Below are 22251 nucleotides of genomic sequence, written 5' to 3' on the forward strand. Positions count from 1 at the left end.
GCTTAGCCGTCCGCTTCCTTGGCAGCCGCACCAATGCCGCTCCGGCATTGAAGCTCGCGTCGCTGCAGGGAAGGGGCGGCTTTTTGGCGTGTCACTTCCGCACGAATACCCGCTGCACGGCATGGCTCGCCCCTTTTTCCAAAATCATCTTCGCGCGTCCTTTGGTCGGCAAAATGTTCTCGTGCAGGTTGACCGCGTTGATGTCCTTCCAGATACCGGAAGCAGTTGTGACGAGCTCTTCGCCATGAAGCTCGGCAAAACGATGGAAGTACGACTTCGGATTGAGAAACGCCGTTTCGCGGAGCATCCGGAACCGTTCGACGTACCACTGCTCGATATCTTCTTCCTTCGCATCGACATAAATCGAATAATCGAAAAAGTCGCTGACGAATACTTGCGACTGTTTTCCGACTTGCAGGACGTTGATGCCTTCCACGATCAAAATATCGGGCTGGCGGATCGTCTCCACTTCGTCCGGCACGATATCGTACGACAAGTGGGAGTAGACCGGCGCATGCACCACGGGCTTGCCCGCTTTAATATCGCGGATAAACCGGAGCAGCTTCTTGATGTCGTAGCTTTCCGGGAAGCCTTTGCGCTTCATAAGCCCTCGCTCCTCCAGCACGCGGTTCGGGAACAAGAAGCCGTCCGTCGTAATCAGCTCCACGTTCCGGTACTCCGAACATCGCGACAGCAGCAGCTGCAGCAGTCTGGCCGTCGTGCTTTTGCCTACGGCCACGCTCCCGGCGATGCCGATAATGAACGGAACCGGTTCGGCGCCGTTCTGCAGGAACGAAGCGGACGTGCGGTGAAGCGTCCTGGCGTTCTCCACCAGCAGATCGAGAAAACGCGTCAAGGGAAGGTAAATTTCTTCGACCTCTCGAAACGGAACTTTATCGTTCAGGCCTTTGAGCTGCTCGAACTCTTCCATCGTAATGCGAAGGGGCGCGGTAGCCGGCAGTCCGGACCATGCCTGACGATCGAATTCATAATAGAGGGAGTACGGATTCATCGGGACCTCGCTGTCCATCAAATGGTTTAGTAGTAATGCATTTTCATATCATAGCATGACCCGGCGGCGATTTCACTAGTTTGTTACTCCCGAAAAAAGGCCGGTTTGGAGCGAAGGCGGGCAAATCCCATATCCGGAGCATGATTTCAGCCGTGAGCAGCACGGCTTTTTTTATTTGAATTTATGTATGTACTGGTTTATAATGGAATAAAATGATAGATTAATCTATCAAATTTATCGAAAGCGAGGCAGAGAGATGGGGACGGCCAGATCGGCAACAAAGGAGCTCAGGCTTCGTGCCATACTCGATGCGGCTACGGAGCTGCTGGTCGAAAAGCCTACGGCATCTCTGAACGAGATTGCCGAATATGCGGGCATCGGCATTGCTACCCTTCACCGGTATGTGGCGAGCAGGGAGCAGCTGATGCTGCAGCTGGGGTTAAGAGCAGCTCAGGTGGTGGAAGAGACGATGAGCCGTATCCCGTTGGACGAGGAATCGAGCGAAACCTATATATCACAGCTGGTGGAGGCGCTGATTCCGCTTGGGGACAAAATTTATTTTCTCGCTCATGAAACCTCGCTGAATTACAACCCCGAGATGTCCGCGGCCGAGGAGAAGCTGAAGGAACCGATACGCCACATGATCCAATTGCTGCAGCGCAAAGGCCATTTCCGGCAAGATATGAGCAGCGAATGGATTCTGAACGTGCTGTATTCGCTCCTCTTTGTCACCTGGCAGCAGGTTCATGAAGGCCACGTTGCCAAAAAAGCGGCGGCGGCGTTAGTTCTGGAGACGCTGTACCACGGGTTTAAAGCAAGCAAGCCGTAAAGCAAGTTTAAAGAGGCTCGGCAAGGCAAATGGATTCGGGAGGATGGTTGTTATGAGTGAAGCGGGAGTCATTCCTCAGCCCAAAACTTATGGTCCCCTTGGAAATTTACCTTTGATCGACAGCAAGAAACCGACCCTTTCACTTTGTAAACTTGCAGAAGAGTACGGCCCTATATACCGGGTCACGCTTCCGGGTTATTCCAGCATTATGGTGTCCGGACATGAATTGGTGGCGGAGGTTTGCGATGAATCGCGCTTCGATAAAAGCATAAAGGGCGACCTGGAAAACGTGCGCGCTTTTGGCGGGGACGGGTTGTTTACAAGCCGCACAGATGAACCGAATTGGCAAAAAGCCCATCGGATTCTTCTCCCCACCTTCAGCCAGCAGGCGATGAAAGGGTACCATGCGATGATGGTCGACATCGCTTCGCAGCTGATTCAAAAATGGGCCCGTCTCAACCCCAACGAAAGCATCGATGTCGCGGAAGACATGACCCGGCTTACGCTGGACACGATCGGACTATGCGGCTTCAATTACCGCTTTAACAGTTTTTATCGCGAAACGCCAAGCCCTTTTATTAACAGCATGGTCCGCGCTCTGAACGAAGCGATGCTGCAAAGCAGTCGCCTGAAGATCCAAAACCTGTTCATGGTGCGAACGAGACAGCAATTTAACGAAGATATTCAAACGATGTTTTCCTTGGTGGACAAAATGATCGAGGAACGAAAGGCAGGCGGGGACCGGGGGGAAATCGACCTGCTCGCCCGGATGCTGAATGGGAAGGACCCGGAGACAGACGAGACGCTGGATGACGAAAATATCCGGTATCAGATCATCACGTTCTTGATCGCCGGACATGAGACGACAAGCGGCTTGTTATCGTTTGCCTTATACTTTTTGCTGAAGCATCCGGATGTGCTGCAGAAGGCTTATCTGGAAGCGGACCGGGTGCTGACGGATTCGTTTCCGTCGTATTCGCAGGTGCTGCAGCTCCATTACATTCGGATGATTTTAAACGAATCGCTGCGCTTATGGCCGACGGCCCCGGGATTCGAGCTCTATGCGAAGGAAGATACGGTTATCGGCGGCAAGTACCGCATTCGCAAGGGGGAAGGCATCGGGGTGATCCTGCCACAGCTTCATCGGGATAAAGCCGCCTGGGGCGCCGACGCGGACGAATTCCGCCCCGAACGCTTCGAAGCTCCCGGCAAAATTCCGAATCATGCCTACAAGCCGTTTGGCAACGGGCAGCGGGCTTGCATCGGTATGCAGTTTGCACTTCACGAAGCGACGCTCGTTCTCAGCATGATTGTCCGGCATTTTGAGCTGGTGGATCATACGAACTACCAGTTGGACGTGAAGCAAACCTTGACGCTGAAGCCGGGCGATTTTCATATCCGCGTGCGGCTGCGGCATAAGACGGCAAGCCCGGCGGTTCAAGAACCGGAAGCAGGCCATGCCAAAGCCGCTGCGGCGGATCAAAGGCAGGCGCAGGCGAACCGTCCGCTTGCAGGGGCGGAAAAGACGTCTCTGCTCGTGCTTTACGGTTCCAATTTGGGCACGGCGGAAGGGATTGCCCGCGAGCTGTCGGATGCCGCGCGGGCGCGGGGCTTCCGAAGCGAAGCTGCGCCGCTGAACGATTGGGTCGGAAGATTGCCCAAGGATGGGGCGGTGCTTATCGTCACCGCGTCTTATAACGGCAAGCCTCCGGGCAATGCGCGCGAGTTCGTGAAATGGCTTGAAGGCGTGCAGCCGGGCGAGCTTCAAGGGGTTCGCTATGCCGTATTCGGGTGCGGGGACCGCAGCTGGTCCAATACGTATCAGGACGTGCCGAGGTGGATTGACGAGCAGCTGGCCAGAAAGGGAGCGACGAGACTTTCGGTGCGCGGCGAGGCGGATGCCGGCGGCGACTTCGAGAAGCAGCTCGACGAATGGCGGATTCGTCTATGGTCCGATCTTATGCATGCTTTCGGACTGGGACGAGGCGACGCGGAGAAGGCGAAAAGCAGTCTTCATGTCCGAATGGTCAGCGGCTTGGAAACCATTCCGCTTGCCCGAGCCTACGACGCTTTCTACGCTTCGGTGACGGATAACCGCGAGCTCCGGATGGCTGGTAGCGGCCGGAGCACACGGCATCTGGATCTTGCGCTGCCGGATGGGGTTACCTACCGGGAGGGCGATCTTCTCGGCGTGCTGCCAAGCAACAGCCTGGCGAACGTCGGCCGGATTATGCGGCGGTACGGCTTGAAGGGGAGCGATCAATTGATTGTCACGGCCAACGGTAACCGCCTCGCGCATCTCCCGCTGGATCGCCCGGTCGGTATCCACGAGCTGCTGAGCCGGTGCGTAGAGCTGCAGGAAGCCGTTACCCGCGAGCAGCTTCGTGAGCTTGCGGCCTATACGGTGTGTCCTCCGCACAAGCATGAATTGGAAGCGATGGCTGAGGAGAGCGTCTACGAGGAGCAGATCCTGAAGCAGCGTATTACTCTGCTCGACCTGCTTGAAAAATATGAAGCCTGCCAGCTGCCGTTCGAAAGGTTCATTGAGCTGCTGCCTTCTCTCCAGCCGAGATATTATTTCATATCCAGCTCTCCGCAGGCCAGTCCCCAGCAGGTCAGCATTGCCGTAGACGTGGTGCAGAACCCGGCTTGGAGCGGGCGCGGCGAATACCGCGGGACGTCTTCGAATCACTTGGCCGAATGCAGGCCCGGAGAAGTAGTCTTGCTCTTCATCCGTACGTCCGAAGCCGGATTGCGGCTCCCGGAAAATCCGGCGACGCCGATCATTATGGTGGGGACCGGGACGGGAGCAGCGCCTTTCCGGGGCTTTTTGCAGGCGCGGGCCGCTTTCCGGGAGAAGGGAGTCGTGCTGGGCGAGGCGCATCTTTATATCGGATGCCGGAACGAATCGGATTCGATTTATCGCGAGGAGCTTGAGCACTACGATAGGGAGGATGTCGTTACGCTTCATCAAGCGTTTTCCCGTGCGGAAGGGAAAAGCAGCATCCATGTACAGCATTTGCTGGAACGCCATGCCTCGAATTTGATGGACATCCTTGATCGGGGAGGACGCATCTACGTCTGCGGGGATGACGCTCAGATGTCCCTGGAGGTGGAGTCGGCATTGCAAAAAGCATACCGGACCGTGCATGGAGCCGGGGAGCGGGAAGCGAAAGCTTGGCTGGAGCGCCTTCGAACGGAGGGGCGTTATGCGAAAGAGGGATGGGTGCGCATGTACCCGGAAAATAGCGTCGCCATAGTCAAATAGCAGCTTACCGAAGCTGTTCTGCCCTCGGACCGGAGGAGAAAACCGTTTTATCCAAACGGTCCCTAATGATGGTTTCGCGCGAATGTTACACTGAAGGTAACACGAAGTTCGCGGGAGAGGGGCATTCGCATGAAATACGATGAAGAAACTGCTATTTATCTAATCACTGGGGTGATGGCGAGCGGCAAATCGACGGTTGCGCAGCTGCTGGCCGAGCAATTCGGCCGGGGGGTTCATTTGCGCGGCGACGCGTTCCGCAGGATGATCGTCACAGGCCGGGAAGAGCTGCTTCCCGACGCTTCCGAGGAGGCGAACCGTCAGCTGCTTTTGCGGTACCGACTGGCTGCCGCTGCGGCCGATACATATGCCGATGCCGGCTTCACCGTCGTCGTGCAGGACGTCGTCATCGGTCCGATGCTGGAAGAGTTCGTCTCTTTCGTCCGGCATCGTCCGCTTTATGTTGTTGTGCTGTCGCCCAGCAGCGAGGCGGTTGCCGCCAGAGAGGCGGCCCGGGCGAAGAATGGCTACGGATTGTGGACGGTTGCTGGGTTGAACGACATTTTGCATAACGAAACGCCGAAAATCGGCCTTTGGCTCGATACGTCCGAGTTGACCCCGGAAGAAACGGTAAGCGAGATCAGGAGACGTTCCACGAAAGAAGCGGCTGTTTGAACTTTCTGGAGCGGCTGCGCAGCCGGCCTTGATCCGATGCTTTTGGCGGATGAAGGCTTTTTTTCATTCCCATGTGTTCCAATCTTTTCCGTTAATATTCCGTTTAAAAAAGTATCGTAAAGTACAGATTGTCAAACGGAAGAGAGATATAGGAAAATAGAATGGGAGTTGGAACACACATGTCAAAACCGAAAACATCGGCGAATTGGCGGCAATTGATCCGGCTGGTCCGGGAAACGAAGCCTTCCAAGGGTCTGCTTGCCGCCGCGCTGTTTCTAAGCATCATCTCGACCTTGGTCGGATTGGCGATTCCGCTGTTTACGAAAAATATGGTCGACAGCTTTTCGCTGACTTCCTTAAGCCTGACGCAGATCGTGCTGATGGGAGTAGCTTTTATCGTTCAAGCGATTGCGGGCGGCGTCGGCGTTTATTTGCTCAACCGGGCGGGGCAGAAGGTCGTTGCGTCCCTGCGGGACCGGCTGTGGAATAAGCTGCTCGTGCTGCCGGTCTCCTACTACGACAATCATGAGACGGGGGAAACGATCAGCCGGATGACCAACGATACCGGCGTCGTCAAAGGCTTGATCAGCGAGCACTTGACCGGCTTCTTCACCGGCATTCTGGGCGTAGTCGGGTCCATTGCGGTGCTGCTGTATCTCGATTGGAAAATGACGCTAATGATGCTGATCGTCGTGCCGCTGGCCATCTTGATTTTGGCCCCGCTCGGTAGGCAGATGCATAAAATTTCGGTTGGCCTTCAGGATGAAACGGCCGGCTTCACGGCGGTGATCAGCCGGGTATTGTCGGAGATCCGGCTTGTGAAAGCTTCGAATGCGGAGACGGTTGAATACCGGAACGGACGGACGGGCATCGAGAAGCTGTTCCGGCTTGGCTTGAAGGAAGGCATCGTTTCGGCTTGGGTCGGGCCGCTTATCTTTTTCATCCTGATGCTGCTGCTTGTGGTCATTATCGGCTACGGCGGCGCGCGGGTCGCTTCCGGTACGCTGACGGCGGGAGATCTGGTGGCGTTCATCCTGTATTTGTTCCAATTCGTGCTGCCGATTACGCAAATTACGACCTTCTTCACGCAGTTTCAAAAGGCGGTCGGGGCGACGGAACGAATTGCAGCGCTGCTGGAGCTCGGGGAAGAAGATCATGCCTCCGGCAAGCCCCTTGATAACGCAGGTCGGCCGTTGACGCTCGAACGCGTGACGTTCGCCTATAAAGCTGGCGAAACGATACTGGACGATGTCAGCTTCACCATGCAGCCCGGCAAAGTTACAGCCATCGTCGGACCGAGCGGCAGCGGAAAAACGACGCTGTTTGCGCTGCTCGAGCAGTTCTACCCGCCGACCGGGGGCTCGATCAAGCTCGGGGACGAGCCGATCGAAGAGTACTCGCTGCCGTCGTGGCGCAGCCGCATCGGCTATGTCTCCCAGGAAAGCCCGCTCATCGCCGGGACGATCCGCGACAACATCTGTTACGGCTTGCCGCACGATGTGACAGACCAAGAGCTGGAGCAGGCGGCGCGCATGGCCTACGCCGATACGTTTATTCACGAGCTTCCGAACGGCTACGAAACGGAAGTCGGAGAACGGGGCGTCAAGCTGTCCGGAGGGCAGCGGCAGCGGATTGCGATTGCGCGGGCGCTGCTGCGCAACCCGCAAATTCTGATGCTGGACGAGGCAACCTCCAGTCTGGACAGCAAGTCGGAAATCGTCGTGCAGCAGGCGCTGAACAATTTAATGCAGGGACGGACGACGCTGGTTATTGCGCACCGGCTGTCGACTGTGGTGGATGCGGACCAGATCGTTTTTCTTGAGAAAGGCAAAGTAACGGGCATCGGCACGCACGAGCAGTTGTTCCAAACGCATGCGCTGTACCGCGAATTCGCCGCACAGCAGCTTCGCATTCAAGAGCAGCAGGTGTAACCTATCGCGGATAAGGAGGGACGGGAGTGGAAGTACAGCATCAGGTGAACCGGAAAGCGGCTCGCGGATGGAGATTTTTTAAAAGCGTTTGCGGGATTTGCCTATTACTTTTATTTTCGCTGGCGAGCTGGTCGGCCGCTTATTTCTTCATCCGTTATTTGCTGAATGCGCTTGGAAGCCGGCCTTCCGATTACGTCGGCCAGCTATTTACCCAATTGGTCGCCTTTATTACCAGCATGGGGATTATGGGGACGATCGGTGTTATTTTTCGCGACAAGCGCATGGAAATGTTCCGGCCGATGATCGATGCGATGAGGCGGATCGCCAAAGGCGACTTCACGGTCAGCATTCCTCCGGACGAACGCGTCCCGGGCCAGTTCGGCGAGCTCGTCGAAAGCATCAACCACATGGCCATCGAGCTCAATCAGATGGAAAAAATGCGCCAGGAGTTCATCTCCAACGTCTCCCATGAAATCCAGTCGCCGCTGACGTCGATCGGCGGCTTTGCCCGCATTCTGCAAAGCGACGAGCTCAGCCGGGAGGAACGGATGCATTATCTCGGCATCATCGAAAAGGAAAGCGCTCGGCTATCCAAGCTGAGCGAAAACCTGCTGAAGCTGACCTCCCTCGAATCCGACCATCATCCGTTCGAGCGGAGGCGGTACCGGCTCGACAAGCAGCTGCGCAACGTGATTCTGGCGTGCGAGCCGCAGTGGCACGAGAAAGGAATCGACATGGACGTATCGTTGGAAGACGTCAGCATCGAGGCTGACGAAGATTTGCTGAGCCAAGTGTGGTTCAATCTTCTGCACAACAGCATCAAATTCACCCCGGCCGGCGGGACGATCGGCGTTCGGCTTAAGCGCAACGGGCAGCAGGCGGTCGTCTTCGTCACCGACACCGGGATCGGCATTCCCGAGAACGATGTGGCGCATATTTTCGAGCGGTTCTACAAGGCGGATAGGTCCCGCAACCGAAGCACGGGAGGGAGCGGGCTCGGGCTTGCGATCGTCAAGCGGATCGTTGAGATGCATACAGGCTCCGTCGCCGTACAGAGCGCTCCCGGCGCGGGAACGACGTTTACCGTCCGGCTTCCGGCTTTGCCTTGAGCGGTTACGCGAGTTTTAGGCGGAGCAAGGCTTGCCGGATGCTGGATGCTGGATCTCCACAATTTCGCAAGGACCCCATAGATCCACAAAACCCACCGACCTTTATCGTCGGTGGGTTTTGAATTTTACATAGCTTCTTCTTAAACCTCAAGCAGTCTGTCGACAGCGTCCAGCACCCGAGAGCCTTGAAGCGGCTTGACGACAAAATCCTTCGCTCCGCTTCGAATCGCTTCAAGAATCATCTCCCGGTGCCCCATTGCCGAGCACATGATGACTTGCGCCGCAGGGTCCCGCTCCATAATCAATTTCAACGCTTCGATGCCGTCCATATCGGGCATGGTAATGTCCATCGTGACGAGGTCCGGGCGAAAGGTGGCATACTTTTCAATCGCTTCCCTTCCGTTGGACGCTTCGCATATGACTTGGTGCCCCGCAGACTCCAATATATCCTTCATAAACATCCGCATAAATGCGGCATCGTCTACGACCATAATTTTGGCCAAATGTATCACCGCCTCAAGAAACTACGTTTCTTGCACGTGTCTGCACCGCACGCGAAGAAATCGTCTCCTGAGTATAGACGAAGATTCTGAACATTTTTTAAACAACGCGCTCCCGATACCACTGTTCAAGCGTTCTCGCCGGCTTCGTACCGAATTCGTCATGCAGCATTTGCGACAGCGTATCGTACTGCCGTTCCACAGACACCCGGTCTCCGATATACGTAAAGAGCTTGATCAGTGCCCAATATACCTCTTCCGTGAACGGGAACCGGCGTTGGACGAGGAAATAGAGCTGGAAAGCTTCTGCCGCATTGTCCCGCGATTCCAGAAAAGCTGCGACACGCATCGCATGCCGGTACCACAGCATACGCAGCCGCTCCCGCTCGTTCTCCGCCCACCAATAGCCGCAATCCTCCAGATAGTCGCCTCGATACAGCTCCAGCAGCTGCAAATGCCGCGCGAGCGTATGCTCGCTGAGCGGCGGGGCCGTCTGCAGTCCCTCTTCCCAGGTAACCGCGTCAACGACGACGCCGTTCAGCTCGAGCCGGTACCCTTTATCGCCGCTGACGATCCGGATGCCGGGATGGACGGCGCTTGCGGTTTTGCGGATTTGGTAAATGGTCGTGTAGAGCTGCGTGTAGCCTTTCTTCGGGTCGATATCGGGCCAAAACATCTCCAGCAGCGCATCTTTGCGCACGTGCTGGTCTCGAAGATGAACGAAGTAGGCGAACAGCTCCTGCGCTTTGTTCGTTCGCCAATGCACGGGCCCGGATTCGCCGGTGTCAACCTCCAGCGTCTGAAAGCAGCGGATTGTAACCTGCTCCTTCGTCCTAGACGGCCCCGCGGGGTGGTCCGGTTCGATTTTGGCAGCCTTGGCCTGCGACAGCCGGGCTAATGTTTTGGCAAGCCTTTGCGTGGAGACAGGCTTCAGCAAATAGTCGATCGCCGCCAGTTCGAAAGCCTTGAGCGCATATTCCTCGTAAGCCGTCGCGAAGATAATCTCGGTTTCCGGTAAGTGCGACATGATAATCTCGGCCGCTTCCAAACCGCTCAGCTCCGGCATGTCGATGTCCAAAAAGACAGCTTCCGGCTTCTCGCGCAGCACCGCCTCGACGGCTTCCGCCCCATTCTGATAGGCGCCGACAATGACGCAGCCGTTCAGCTTCTCGAGCTGCTTTTGCAAGCTGAACAAACCCAGCGCTTCGTCGTCTGCAAGAATGATCCGAATCATCGGCGCACCTCGCTTTGCCCATACCGTGCAAACCCGACCCCATTGTCGTGTAGTTGAGTGGCCAAATTCGCGCCCTCCTCTTTCTGTATGCAAAAGTAATCTATTATTAAAAAGCTTGTTTACCCGGCAAAATTGTTCGTTCCAACGAACGGCTTAAAACCGCCGTTTTCCTATTAATGATCATATCAAAATTTCGTCCACTTAGGCATTTTAAAACGAAAAAATGTTAATTATTTCACAAAATTAAAATCTGGATGAATTGGGAAAATGATGCTATTTTCTGCTCTTTCGCCTGTTTTCAGCAAGTTTTGCGCCGGTACGGACCTGAGTCGCTGGTTTTGTAGTCGAAAGGTGTTCAGATTTTGTTCAGAAGCGATTGGTAAAGTGAACGAAAAATGTTCTTTAAAACGAAGGAAGGCGAGGTGCGGATAGAAAAAACAGAAAGTAGAATTGCTATTTCAGGAGAGAGAAGATGAAAAAGGAGCGGGAACGATGAAAGTGCATCGATCGAAATGGATGTCATGGCTGCTCATGATTTCCATGGTGGTAACCCTGCTGCAGCCGGCTTTGCAGGCCCATGCGGCGGAAGATAGCGTGAAGTGGGTTACTTACAAGAATGACGATTTTTCCAACGAGAAACAACTCGCGCTGTTCTCGTTGAACGGCTCTGCCAAAGTGGAAACGGATAATAAAGACCGCAAGGTGTTGCGTTTAACCGAGGCATTAACCAACAAGTTCGGCACGGCTTTTAACAAAAAGCTCATTGCGCCGGGCGACAATTATTCGTTCAGCACGTTTTTTAAATTCCGGCTGAATGAGAATAAGTTAGGTAATCCGGCCGACGGCATTACCTTTACGATTCAAGCTGAATCCAACACTGCGGGATCGGTAGGAGTAGGCATCGGGTACGGCGGAATCAAGCCAAGCTTTGCGGTGAAATACGATACGTATAAAAACGCCGATATGTCCGACCCGTCGAACAATTACATCGGGCTGGCCGTAAACGGGGATGTTAAAAACTCGACCCCCGGATGGTTTACAGCGGCGAACGAGCTTAATTCACAAGGCATAAATCTTTCAAGCGGCACAGACTATTATTCGTGGATCGATTATGACGGATCCGCCAATAACGTCAAAGTTTATATCAGCAGCACGGAAGCTCGGCCGACGACTCCTGTGCTCAATGCCAACAATATCGATTTGGCCAACATCTTCAAAGGGAAGCCGGGGGTTTACGCAGGATTTACTGCGGCAACGGGCGGCGCTTTCGAGAGACACGATATCATTTCGTGGTATTTCACAAACGAGCTGGCTCCGATCGATACGACGAAATATCAATACAAGCAGGCTCCGACGAACGTAACCGTCAATGCCGTGCCGACAGGGCAGCCTGGACAATTCCAAGTCATTGCCACGCTTTATGATGTCGACGGAAATCCGGTTTCAAACGCTCCAATTAGCTTTGCATCGACACAAGGCACCCTGACGAACAAGGACGCGGTTTCGGACGGCAGCGGCCGGGGAACGACGGTGCTGGATTTCGGAAGCAACCCGCCTTCGGGCGAAGTGACGGCCAAGGTGATGGTCGGGGGCGCTTATGCTACCGTGGCAATTCCGCCTTCGCCGACGAACCTGAAAGCGGGAACGACGCCGGAGACGGCTAACAAGCTGACCTGGAATACCGTGACTGGCGCCACGTATTACAATCTGTATAAAGACGGAGCGTTGTACGCGACGAATGTCAGCAGCGCCACTTACCAGGTAACCGATCTTGCGCCGGGAGAGTTTGCGACATTCACCGTGACGGCGGTAGTCAAAGGCGAGAACGGCGTGATGGAATCCGCACCGTCCAACAGCGTGACGCTTCCGACTTCGGGAGTCCTTACGTTGGATAGCACCCGTTACACGCTGCCGGTCGGCTCCACGCATCAAACGGTCGTTTCCTCCGTGTACTCGAACGGAACCAAAGTCGAAGTAACGAACCAATCCGCGTTCAGCTCGGCCAACAACAACGTAGTCACCATCAGTCCGAGCGGACTCGTTACGGCTGTCGGTGCAGGAACGACGGTGATCTATGCCGTTTATAACGGAACAACATTGCAAGCCTCGATTACAGTGTCGATTGCAGCTCCTACAGGGGTTACAACGGACAATGTGACATCCACAAGCGCAACGGTGAGCTGGAATGCGGTTCCGGGCGCTCAGTCCTATAACATTTACGACAATGGGAAATTGATTGCCTCCGGCGTAACTGATACTCGTTATACGGTGACGGGACTTAAACCGGGAACGAATCACAACTTTACGGTAAGCGCTGTAAGCAACGGGATCGAATCGCCGGCTTCCGGCGCAACGGGAGCCACGACAACGACACTGCGCGATCTGGTGGTAACTCCGGCCAACTATACGCTTGTACCGGGTGCCACTCATCAGACGCAGGCGACAGCAGTTTATTTGGACGAAAGCATTAAAGACGTAACGAAACAAGCAACCTACGTTTCCTCGAATCCCGATATCGTTTCGGTCGATGCGAATGGCGTGATCACGGCCAAAGCTCCGGGAACGGCCGTCATTACCGTAACCTACGATGGTAAAACCGCGACGGAAACCATCGTAGTTCAAGAGCAGGTGCCGCCGTTCAACTTAACGTTGAACAAAACGCCTAATTCCGTGCCGGGAGACGGCAGCTCCAAAGTGACGTTGAGCGCGGGCGTCGTGTCGGCGGACGGAAATCCGGTTGCCGGTGTGCCGGTCACGTTCCACTTCGGAAATACGAAAAACGATGTAACGGCAATTACGAATGAGCAAGGGATTGCTTCCATCGAGTACACCGCACCGGTGCTTCAGGGCCTTGCGCCTCTGAACGAAGTGATCACGGTATCGGGATTGTCGAAGCAGCAAAGCGTAGAAGTGACTTACATGCCTGCAGCCGTTCGAGGGATCGTGATCGATCAGGTAACAGGAAAGCCGGCGGCAGGAGCCACGGTTTCGATTTCCGCCGATTTTAACGGGGACGGAATCGTCGATTTCATTTCTACCGTAACGACCGCACAAGACGGTTCTTACCAAATCGGAGTGCCTCGGGGCAACTTCGCGTATACGATGAATATTCAAACGCCGGTACAGCTCGGAAACCGGACGGTAACCTTAAACAGCACGCAAACGGCAGTCGTAGGCCAATTGAATGCGGCAGGCCAAAAAATTGATTCCGCGAACAAAATCAGCGGTCAACTGTTTATCGCGCCTTCCGCTTCGAATGTGCAGCAGACGCCGGAAAGCTTGTTCGGAAGCGGCAACGTCAGCGCCGTCATCCAAGGCATCAACGGGACCGTTTTCCAATCGACCCTGGCGCTAAAAGCCGATGGAAGCTTCGAATTGGAGAAGGTACCAGGCGGCCAATACAAAATTTCGTACCAGATTAAAGCACCGAATGGCGCCGTGTTGGCCGGACCGTCGGCAATCGTGAACGTGAAGCAAAACGGAGAATTGGGCGTTGTCTACTCCTTGATCGATCCTTACGGCACGATTACCGACGAAGCTTCCGGTAAGCCGGTTGACGGAGTTAGCGTGAAGCTGTATTGGGCGGATACGGAGCTGAATAAACAAAACGGCCGTACGCCGCATACGCCTGTCGAACTGCCTGAATTGGCCGCCTTTGCGCCGAATAAGAATCACAACCCGCAGCTGTCGGACACTGCTGGGCAGTACGCCTGGATGGTGTATCCGAATGCAGACTATTATATTGTCGCGACGAAAGCAGGGTACTACGATTACAGCACGCTTACAGCGAAACCGAACATGCCTGCGGCAGATGGCTCGGACAGCTACATTAAAGACGGCATTATTCACGTCGGACAGGATATCGTAGCCTTCGATTTCAAGATCCGGCAAATTCCGGCGAATAACACTTCATCGTCTACTTCGTACGGCGGCGGATTTTATTACGGATCTGCAACGTCCGATGTTACTTTGAATCTGTCTGTGGATAAGAACCTTGTAAAAGAAGGCGAGCAATCGACGATTACGGTCGACTATAAGAATCAGTCCGTCTTCTCGATCGATGCTGGAGTCGTCACCGTTACGATCCCGGCAGGAGCGGAAGTGATTGATGCGGACGGCGGTACCGTCAACGGAAATACGGTTACATGGAAAGTCGGCAAGCTGTCGGCCGGCCAAGCGGGAAGCTACAAGCTCAAGCTGAAATGGAAAACGGTCGCCGCAGCGGATGCGGAATTCGGCATTCAAGGAAAGTTCACGGTGGAAGGAAATACATCGAGCTCTGCGAAGGCCGACTCTGCGGTCAAGATTAAAGTGTTTTCCGACCGCTTCGGAAATCTGAAGCATCAGCGTTATATTTTAGGATATCCGGATGGCAAGTTTCACCCGGAGAACGCTCTGACCCGTGCGGAGCTGGCAGCGATTGTTGCGAGAATGAAGGAAAATGCAAAGGTAACCGACGCTCTTACGTATAACGATGTTCAAGAGAGCCATTGGGCGGCGAATTACATCAAGATTGCAACGAAATACGGCTACTTTAACGGCTTCGAAGACGGCAGCTTCCGCCCGGAAGCGAAGGTATCCAGAGGTGAGCTGGCCTCCGTTATGGCGCGTTTCCTGAGCCTGAATGTTAGCACATCCGGCGAGAATCATTTTAAGGATGTCAGCGGACATTGGGCAGGGAATGCGATTGAAGAGCTGTACCGCGGCAAGTTTCTTGCCGGTTACGAGGACGGAACCTTCAAGCCTGCGGACAGCATCCGCAGGGTCGAAGCGGTGACAATGATTAACCGGATGCTGTATCGCGGTCCGCTGAAGGGGGTTGCCCCTCAGTTCCCGGATGTCGCAGAAAGCCATTGGGGCTTCGGTGACGTGCAGGAAGCTACCGTTTCACACGAATCTGTAAGGAACGCTGACGGAAGCGAAGCTTGGAAGAGCAGCATGACGGACGATGTGCAATAATTGAAATGAATGAACTTAAAAATAGACCGCTCCGTCCCCAGTGGGATGGGCGGTCTATTTTTGTTCCGAGAAAGCGGAGGAGTTCACCGGGTGGCGGCGATCATGATCACGGACAGCACAAGCATTAATACGGCGTTAACGGTCATCACCGGCCGGTGCTTCGCCCGGAACAGATGCGCGTGAATCGCCCCCAGCATCAAAGCGATAAGGAACATGCCGACGTACGGCAGCAGCGTGGGAAACCGGAAGCCCGCAAGAAGCGTGACGACGCCTGCAAGCTCTCCGAGGCCAGTAAGGGTCAAAAACCACATCGGGTACCGGTATTCGTTCCAATGTCGAACCATCGACGGCGACCGTTTGAGCTTCATCAAGGAAGAAAGCGAGAACATCCCGGCCAGTATAATTTGAATGACGATAACGAGAGTGGACAAGACAACCGCTCCTTCACACAGGTATATTACTTTAAAGTAATATTACTATAAAGTAATATAAATCTGCTGCGAACGTTTGTCAACGTAAAAAAAGCGGGCCGAAGCCCGCTTAGAGTGTTGAGATAAAAAAATAACACCCACATCAAATGTGGGTGAGTTAGCGGCCATTCCAGTTCGTAGCTCCATGTATGAAGCTTAAAATAATGACTTGATCTTCTTCGATTTTGTAGATCATCCTATATCGGTGTAAAAAAATTTCTCTTATATCCGGGTTATTGATCTCAGGTACAATCCTTCCTCTGTTGGGGAAAAGCTTCAACGTTTTGGCTCTTTCCATTGCATCATATAAAAATGAAAGAGCGTATCCTGGTGAATCTTGATGTATATATTCTACTGCTCGTTCTAAGTCATAACTTGCGGTTTTTGTCCATATTACTGATTTCGCCATTTAGACATCCGCTTCTCCATTTCTTCATGAGATATAACGTCGCCTTTGTCTATATCATCAAGTCCTTTTTGGATCTTCTTGCGAACATATAATGTATATTGAATATCCTCAAGTGAGCAATCGTCAGGCAAATTGTCAATGATTTGTTTTACTTCGTCTTTAAGCATAATCATCACCTCAAAAGAAGTATAACATATTTTTAAAGTCGACAACTACGAATGAGCGCTTTGACCATGGAAAGCAATAAAAAAATGAGCAGTATTTCTCTGCTCATTATCGAGTTTAGCTTGTCTAGTCATTTTTTATTATCTTTCAGTAGGCTAACGCCCGCTCATACATAATTCAACCCCGCCGTAAACGGAAACGGCACCGGGAACAGCTCTTTCAGCGCGCTGCGAAGCGCGGAGTGCTCCGCCATGCCTTCATCTCCGCCGAAGACGAGCGAGATGAACGCCTGCGGGTCCAAATCTGCCGACAAGCCGTCGTACTCGAGCTTGACCCGTCCGTCGCCTGCGGATTGCACGCGAAGCGCTTCATGACGGCCCGGAGCCGCTTCCGCCCAGAACGGCCGGAGCTGCTCGATCAAGCGCTCGGGCCGAATCACGTAGACGGTGCCTTGATTCGGCTCTTCCTGGTACGGCACCGATTCGAGCGCCTCCAGCCAATCGTTTTCGTGCACGGAAACCGGGAGCTGGATCTGTTCCAGCTCCAGCCGCTTGAGCGCATGCGCGGCCAGCAGCGCAACGGCTGGGCCGTCCCCGGCGGCTTCGATCAGGAACGGAACCCGCTTCGGGACGAGCGGCGGATTCGGTACGGCGGCCACGAGAAACGCCACAGGCTTCCCGTCCCGATCGGCGACGAGAACGCGGTGCTTCATCTTAATGCAGCTGACGAGCGCCTCGTTTTGGACCAGATTCGCCAGGTCGGTGACGCTGTGCTCGAAGCGGGCCAATCTTGCGCCCGCCAGCTCCCGCATATACAGCCAATCGGTCGGCTCCAGATCGCGCACCTGCACTCCTTCGGAAGCGTGCCGGCTTTGCAGGGCCTGCGCCGCAGCGGCATCCACCGTATACCTCCGGACAACGCCGAACGGCAGACAATTGACCCGCGTGTACAAGGAACGGCCGCCCGAAATGAGCAGCAGGGACGCTCCGGCTTTGTCGATATGTTCAAAAATACGCTGTAAAATCAGGCTGGCATAGCCTTTGCCCCGGGCATCCGGATCGGTGCCGACAGAGCCGAGCTGATACGTGCCGATCGCCGCCTTGCCGATGCGGATCGTGACCGGCACGAGTCCCATGAACGAGACCAGCTTGCCGTCCTCGAACGCTCCATAAGACTGGCCCAAGGCCGTTGAAAACACGTCGGGAAACGCAGGCTTCATCGAAATCTGCTGCGCTTCGCGAAAAATCGAGTCCGAAAGCGTGACCGCTTCGGCCATCTCGTCCGGACGGACGAGCCGTATGTCTGCCACCGTAAATTCTCCTCCTTGTTCCTCGATCCCGTGTTAATTTCCGTCGTTCGCCAGCGTCACCGCCTGGCGTACAAAACCGCCCGAACGCTCCAGCAGCTCGCGCGCGCCGTCCCGGTCCGTTTTCGCCAAAATCATGACGATGGCGGTTTTGACGTGTCTTCCGGACGCGGTGTACGCTTCGCTGATCACATCCTCCGGCGCACCGGTCGCCATGCCGATAATCCGTTTAGCGCGGTAGACGAGCTTCTCGTTGGAAGGCAGGACGTCGACCATGAGATTCTCATATACTTTGCCGATGCGGATCATGGAGGCGGTCGTCAGCATGTTCAGGATCAGCTTCTGCGCGGTACCCGATTTCATCCGGGTCGAGCCGAGCACGACCTCCGGTCCGGCAACGGCTTCCAGCATCAGATCGGCGATGCCGGCCATCGGGGTGTGCTCGTTATTACATAGACCGATCACGGTCGCTTGCTTTTCCTTGGCGCGCTTCATGGCGCCGAGCACATACGGGGTACGGCCGCTGGCGGCGATGCCGACGACTACGTCGCGGTCCGTGACGCCATGCTCGTCGATATCCTTCGCGCCAAGCTCCTCGCTGTCTTCCGCGCCTTCGACCGGGTCCTTGACCGCTTGAAAGCCTCCCGCAATGATGCCCTGCACCATGGACGGGTCCGTCCCATAGGTCGGCGGACATTCGGACGCATCGAGAATGCCGAGCCGCCCGCTGGTGCCGGCACCGATGTAGAACAGCCGGCCCTGACGCTGAAAAGCGGCGACGATCCGGTCGACGGCCTGCGCGACTTGCGGGAGAATGCGGCCGACTGCTTCGGTGACCAGACGGTCCTCCGTGTGGATGAGCCGGACGATTTCCTCGGAACTGAGCCGGTCGATTTGCGTCGTATTCGGATTGCGCTGTTCGGTAGTTAATTCGTTCAGCAGGTTATACATAGGGATTGCTCCTTTTATCACGTTCTTTGGAAGAGCTCGAAGCCGAGCAACGCGGCGCCGTAAGCGGCGGGCTGCTCGGAAGCCGGGTGCAGGTGCAGCCCGGGGAACGTTTCGGAGATCGTCTGCCGGAACGCATCGGCGAACAAAGGGGAATGCTTGAATACCGAGCCCGTCGTCACAAGGTCCGAATCCGGGAACCAGGCGTCCTTGCGGACCAAGGCTGACACTGCGACGGCAAGCTCCGCAGCCGCGCCTTCGATAATGCGCACGGCAACGGCATCCCCTTGCTTGCTTGCGTTGATGCACAGCTCGGCGAAGGCGGCGACGTCTTTTTTGCGAATGTCCGGTCCGTAGATGTACGTTTTCAGTTCGGTAATCGAGTCAAAGCTATACGTGTGCCGGATCATATCTGTTAATGCCGTTGCCGGGGAGATTCCGTCATGACTGCGCATCACGGCTTGCAGCGCGTGAAGTCCGATTTGGTAACCGCTTCCTTCATCGCCCAGCAGATGGCCCCAGCCGCCAACCCGGTAACGCCGGCCTTCCGGCGTGCAGCCGAAAACGATCGAGCCGGTGCCGGAGACGACGGCGATGCCGTACTCGCGGCGAAGCGAAGCCATGAGGACGATTTCCGCATCGTTGCGCACGAAAACCTCGAATGAAGCGCTGATGCGGACTTGATAGGCACGCAGGACGGCTTCGACCGCTTGCTTTTCCTCCGGCGTATCGGTGCCGGCCATACCGATGCAGACGGCCAGACAGCGCCCGCTTGCGCAGGCTTCATGCTGAAGCACTTCGTCCAATACGGCTTCCAGATGACGGGAGGCCGGCTCGAAGCCGATCGCCTTCGAATTTGTCGATTCGCCCGTACAGCTGAAAAGCCGATTGCCCGAAGTATCGATGACGACTGCTTCCGTTTTGGTTCCGCCGCCGTCGATTCCAACGATATAGTCCATCCTTATCACCCTCTTTGCATAATTCGAGTATAAGACAACGAGGCTTGGTTTGTAAAACAAAATTTCACGTTATAAAAATAATATTGATTTAAAATTTCAAATGCGATATAATGATTTCAATCGTTGGAAACGGTATCAATAACGCCGTTGTGTTTTATTTAATAACATTTTATGTAATAATAACTTACATATAAGAGGGGGTGAGCGCAATGCATGGAGGTTTGGTTCGGTTAAGAGAGATTTTAGAAGGGCTGAACCCTTCGGAGAAAAAGGTTGCGGAGTACGTGCTCGCGCATCCCGAGCGGATGATCGAGCTGTCCGTCGCCCAGTTGGCCGAAGCGAGCGGAGCCAGTCAAGCCGCCATCATCCGGTTGTGCAAATCGATGGGCGTGAAGGGCTACCAGGATTTGAAGCTGAAGGTGGCGGGAGACCTCCGGGAAACGGGGGGCGTGCAAGGCTACCAGGAAATCCGGCCGCAGGATTCGATTGCGACGATCGTGCAGCACGTTTCCAACAATAATATTCAAGCAATCCACGATACGGTGAAAATTCTCGATTTGGAGCAGGTGTCCAAGGCGGTGGAGGCGCTTCATCAGGCGAAGCGGATTTATTTCTTCGGCATCGGCGCTTCCAATCTGATCGGCCAGGACGCGCAGCAGAAGTTTTTGCGCATCAACCGGACGTGCTTCTGCTTTGCCGATCCGCATGTGCAGCTTGCGTCGGCAGTTAGCTTGACCGAGGAGGACGTCGCCGTCGGCATCTCGTACTCCGGCGAAACGAAGGAAGTCATCGCCGCCCTGAAGGCTGCTCAGCAGAACGGCGCCGTGACCATCGGCATTACGAAGTACGGCAGCACGACGCTCGCCCAGTACACGGACATTCCGCTCTGCATCTCCTCGACGGAGAACGAGATCCGAAGCGGAGCGATGTCGTCCAGGATTACCCAGCTTAATGTGATCGATATTTTATATCTCGGGGTCGCCAGAAACAACTACGAGCAGTCCGTCATGTACCTCGACCGGAGCCGTCAGGCGATCCGGGAACTTGAGAACGGCATGGCCAAACTTAATCATAAAAGCTAACTAGGGGGATGGATGTATGAAGGTCAGCAAACTGCTTGCCATGACGGTAGCTTTAAGTCTCGTATTTGTTTCCGCCTGCTCTAAAAAAGAAGGGGGAGCCAACGCCCCGGCCGGTGAAGCTGCGAAAGACGACAAGAAGCCCGATACCGTCAGGGTATGGGCCTACCCGGTTCATGGGGATTACGAGAAAGACATCAAGGAACTGATCGCCGATTTTAACAAGCAGTACCCGCATATTAAAGTAGAGTACGAAGTGCTGTCCTGGGCCGAAGGTCCGAAGAAATTCGACATTGCTCTGAACGCGGGCGACCCGCCGGATTTGTATTACCATGCGGTGTCGGGGCACTATGTCAACACGGGGCTTGCCATCCAGCTCGACCAGTTCCTGACCCCGGAAATCAAGGACGATTACTTGCCGGGTATGCTTGATCTGGGCAAAATTCAAGGCAAGCAATACGGGCTGCCGCTGACCGCGGGACAATGGAATTGGGGCGGCAACAAGCGCATTTTGGAAGAAGCGGGTGTCGATTGGAAGAAGATTCAGGAGAAGGGCTGGACCTGGTCCGAATTCAGCGACATCGCCAAGAAGATGACCAAGAAGCTGCCTGATGGCTCGATGCAGTACGGTCTCGCGACGGACGGCACCAGCCTCGATTTCAGCCAGTTGATTGCGCAAAACGCCGGTCTAGTCGACGTATTGGACGAGAAGGGCAAGTTCATTTGGAACGACGACAAAATTCTCGACTCCCTCAAATTCATCGACGGTCTGATGAAGGATGGCGTGATGCCGAAGGAAACGGGTGGGCTCAACCCGCAGCAAAGAACGCAAATGTTCTACGATAGCAAAGCCGCCGTCATCAGCAAAGCGCTGCCTTATTACGATACGATTATCGCCAACCGCAACAAAGATATCGACGCGGGCAAAGTGAAGGGCGAGAAAATCGAATTCGTCCTGCTGCCGGTTCCGCATCATGAGAATGCGCCGGGCAAGACGTACGTGATGGGCGAAGGCTATGTTATGTTCAAGCAGAAGAACGATAAGGGCGAGCAGCACGCGAAGAACGCTTTCCTCGTGATGGAAGCGCTGAGCGGTGCGAAAGCGGGGAACTCCTCCAACGAGCTGAACCTGCCGTTCGTCCGCAACTCCCAGGCGAAAATGTACGAAGGCAAAGGTAAAGCCCAGAAGTACAACTGGGAAGCCGCACAAAATTTCATGAAGAGCACCACGAGATCGGTCGAGAGCAATCTGGACGTCGACAAGTCGACGAAGCTGAAGCAGTTCCAGGAGCAAGTGCAGAAGCCGGCCATCCAGGCGCTGTTCGCCGGGGAGAAAACGCCGGAGAAAATCGCCGAAGAATTCAAAACCAAAGGCAAGCAAATGTTCGGCCAGTAATGCAG

Annotated in this window: 17 protein-coding genes; 8 read left to right on the forward strand and 9 right to left on the reverse strand. The window is 54.8% G+C overall.

Annotated features, from left to right (window positions below):
- Positions 1 to 91: 91 nt before the first annotated feature.
- Positions 92 to 1012 carry a type I pantothenate kinase gene (gene coaA, locus ET33_RS06510; RefSeq protein ID WP_036678143.1) on the reverse strand — a complete coding sequence of 307 codons (921 nt, stop codon included), beginning with the start codon at positions 1010 to 1012 and terminating at the stop codon, positions 92 to 94.
- Positions 1013 to 1268: 256 nt separating this feature from the next.
- On the opposite strand from coaA, the gene ET33_RS06515 reads away from it, so the two are divergent.
- From ET33_RS06515 to ET33_RS06535, 5 genes are all read left to right on the forward strand, one after another.
- A complete protein-coding gene (locus ET33_RS06515) occupies positions 1269 to 1841 on the forward strand; it encodes a TetR/AcrR family transcriptional regulator (RefSeq protein ID WP_036678146.1) in 573 nt (190 codons plus the stop codon).
- Between the two features lie 52 nt (positions 1842 to 1893).
- A complete protein-coding gene (locus tag ET33_RS06520) occupies positions 1894 to 5109 on the forward strand; it encodes a bifunctional cytochrome P450/NADPH--P450 reductase (RefSeq protein WP_051775135.1) in 3216 nt (1071 codons plus the stop codon).
- A gap of 129 nt (positions 5110 to 5238) precedes the next feature.
- Positions 5239 to 5781, forward strand: a complete 543-nt coding sequence (locus ET33_RS06525) for an AAA family ATPase (protein ID WP_036678148.1) — start codon at positions 5239 to 5241, stop codon at positions 5779 to 5781.
- A gap of 179 nt (positions 5782 to 5960) precedes the next feature.
- Positions 5961 to 7712 (forward strand): ABC transporter ATP-binding protein, encoded by a 1752-nt coding sequence (locus tag ET33_RS06530; RefSeq protein ID WP_036678151.1) that lies wholly within the window; start codon positions 5961 to 5963, stop codon positions 7710 to 7712.
- Positions 7713 to 7738: 26 nt separating this feature from the next.
- Positions 7739 to 8821, forward strand: a complete 1083-nt coding sequence (locus tag ET33_RS06535) for a sensor histidine kinase (RefSeq protein ID WP_036678154.1) — start codon at positions 7739 to 7741, stop codon at positions 8819 to 8821.
- Positions 8822 to 8961: 140 nt separating this feature from the next.
- Here the strand turns inward: ET33_RS06535 and ET33_RS06540 are convergent, their stop codons facing one another.
- Both ET33_RS06540 and ET33_RS06545 read right to left on the reverse strand, forming a co-directional pair.
- A complete protein-coding gene (locus ET33_RS06540; protein WP_036678156.1) occupies positions 8962 to 9324 on the reverse strand; it encodes a response regulator in 363 nt (120 codons plus the stop codon).
- A 97-nt stretch (positions 9325 to 9421) separates the two neighbouring features.
- Positions 9422 to 10555 carry a response regulator gene (locus ET33_RS06545; RefSeq protein WP_051775136.1) on the reverse strand — a complete coding sequence of 378 codons (1134 nt, stop codon included), beginning with the start codon at positions 10553 to 10555 and terminating at the stop codon, positions 9422 to 9424.
- 492 nt (positions 10556 to 11047) lie between these two features.
- Between ET33_RS06545 and ET33_RS06550 the strand changes: the two genes are divergently transcribed.
- The gene (locus ET33_RS06550) at positions 11048 to 15514 is read left to right on the forward strand and encodes an S-layer homology domain-containing protein (RefSeq protein ID WP_036678159.1); all 4467 of its coding nucleotides are present in this window, start codon (positions 11048 to 11050) and stop codon (positions 15512 to 15514) included.
- 83 nt (positions 15515 to 15597) lie between these two features.
- Here the strand turns inward: ET33_RS06550 and ET33_RS06555 are convergent, their stop codons facing one another.
- The 6 genes from ET33_RS06555 to ET33_RS06580 all read right to left on the reverse strand — a co-directional run bounded on the left by ET33_RS06555 (position 15598) and on the right by ET33_RS06580 (position 19771).
- Complete coding sequence (locus tag ET33_RS06555; protein WP_036678161.1) at positions 15598 to 15945, reverse strand: DoxX family protein; 348 nt, start codon at positions 15943 to 15945, stop codon at positions 15598 to 15600.
- A 157-nt stretch (positions 15946 to 16102) separates the two neighbouring features.
- Positions 16103 to 16393, reverse strand: coding sequence for a type II toxin-antitoxin system RelE/ParE family toxin (locus tag ET33_RS06560; protein WP_036678165.1), 291 nt, complete (start codon positions 16391 to 16393; stop codon positions 16103 to 16105).
- Complete coding sequence (locus tag ET33_RS06565) at positions 16378 to 16560, reverse strand: hypothetical protein (RefSeq protein ID WP_200879188.1); 183 nt, start codon at positions 16558 to 16560, stop codon at positions 16378 to 16380. Before ET33_RS06565 ends, ET33_RS06560 begins: the two co-directional genes overlap by 16 nt.
- Before the next feature lie 164 nt (positions 16561 to 16724).
- Positions 16725 to 17867 (reverse strand): GNAT family N-acetyltransferase, encoded by a 1143-nt coding sequence (locus ET33_RS06570; RefSeq protein ID WP_051775137.1) that lies wholly within the window; start codon positions 17865 to 17867, stop codon positions 16725 to 16727.
- Between the two features lie 33 nt (positions 17868 to 17900).
- Complete coding sequence (gene murQ, locus ET33_RS06575) at positions 17901 to 18815, reverse strand: N-acetylmuramic acid 6-phosphate etherase (protein WP_036678171.1); 915 nt, start codon at positions 18813 to 18815, stop codon at positions 17901 to 17903.
- A gap of 17 nt (positions 18816 to 18832) precedes the next feature.
- Positions 18833 to 19771, reverse strand: coding sequence for a BadF/BadG/BcrA/BcrD ATPase family protein (locus ET33_RS06580; RefSeq protein WP_036678174.1), 939 nt, complete (start codon positions 19769 to 19771; stop codon positions 18833 to 18835).
- A 209-nt stretch (positions 19772 to 19980) separates the two neighbouring features.
- Here ET33_RS06580 and ET33_RS06585 point away from each other — a divergent pair, with 209 nt between their 5' ends.
- Complete coding sequence (locus tag ET33_RS06585; RefSeq protein ID WP_036678177.1) at positions 19981 to 20853, forward strand: MurR/RpiR family transcriptional regulator; 873 nt, start codon at positions 19981 to 19983, stop codon at positions 20851 to 20853.
- Positions 20854 to 20869: 16 nt separating this feature from the next.
- Positions 20870 to 22246 carry an ABC transporter substrate-binding protein gene (locus tag ET33_RS06590; protein ID WP_036678181.1) on the forward strand — a complete coding sequence of 459 codons (1377 nt, stop codon included), beginning with the start codon at positions 20870 to 20872 and terminating at the stop codon, positions 22244 to 22246.
- The last annotated feature ends 5 nt before the right edge of the window (positions 22247 to 22251 follow it).

It is taken from the genome of Paenibacillus tyrphae, from assembly GCF_000722545.1.
Classification (GTDB): Bacteria; Bacillota; Bacilli; order Paenibacillales; family NBRC-103111; genus Paenibacillus_G; species Paenibacillus_G tyrfis.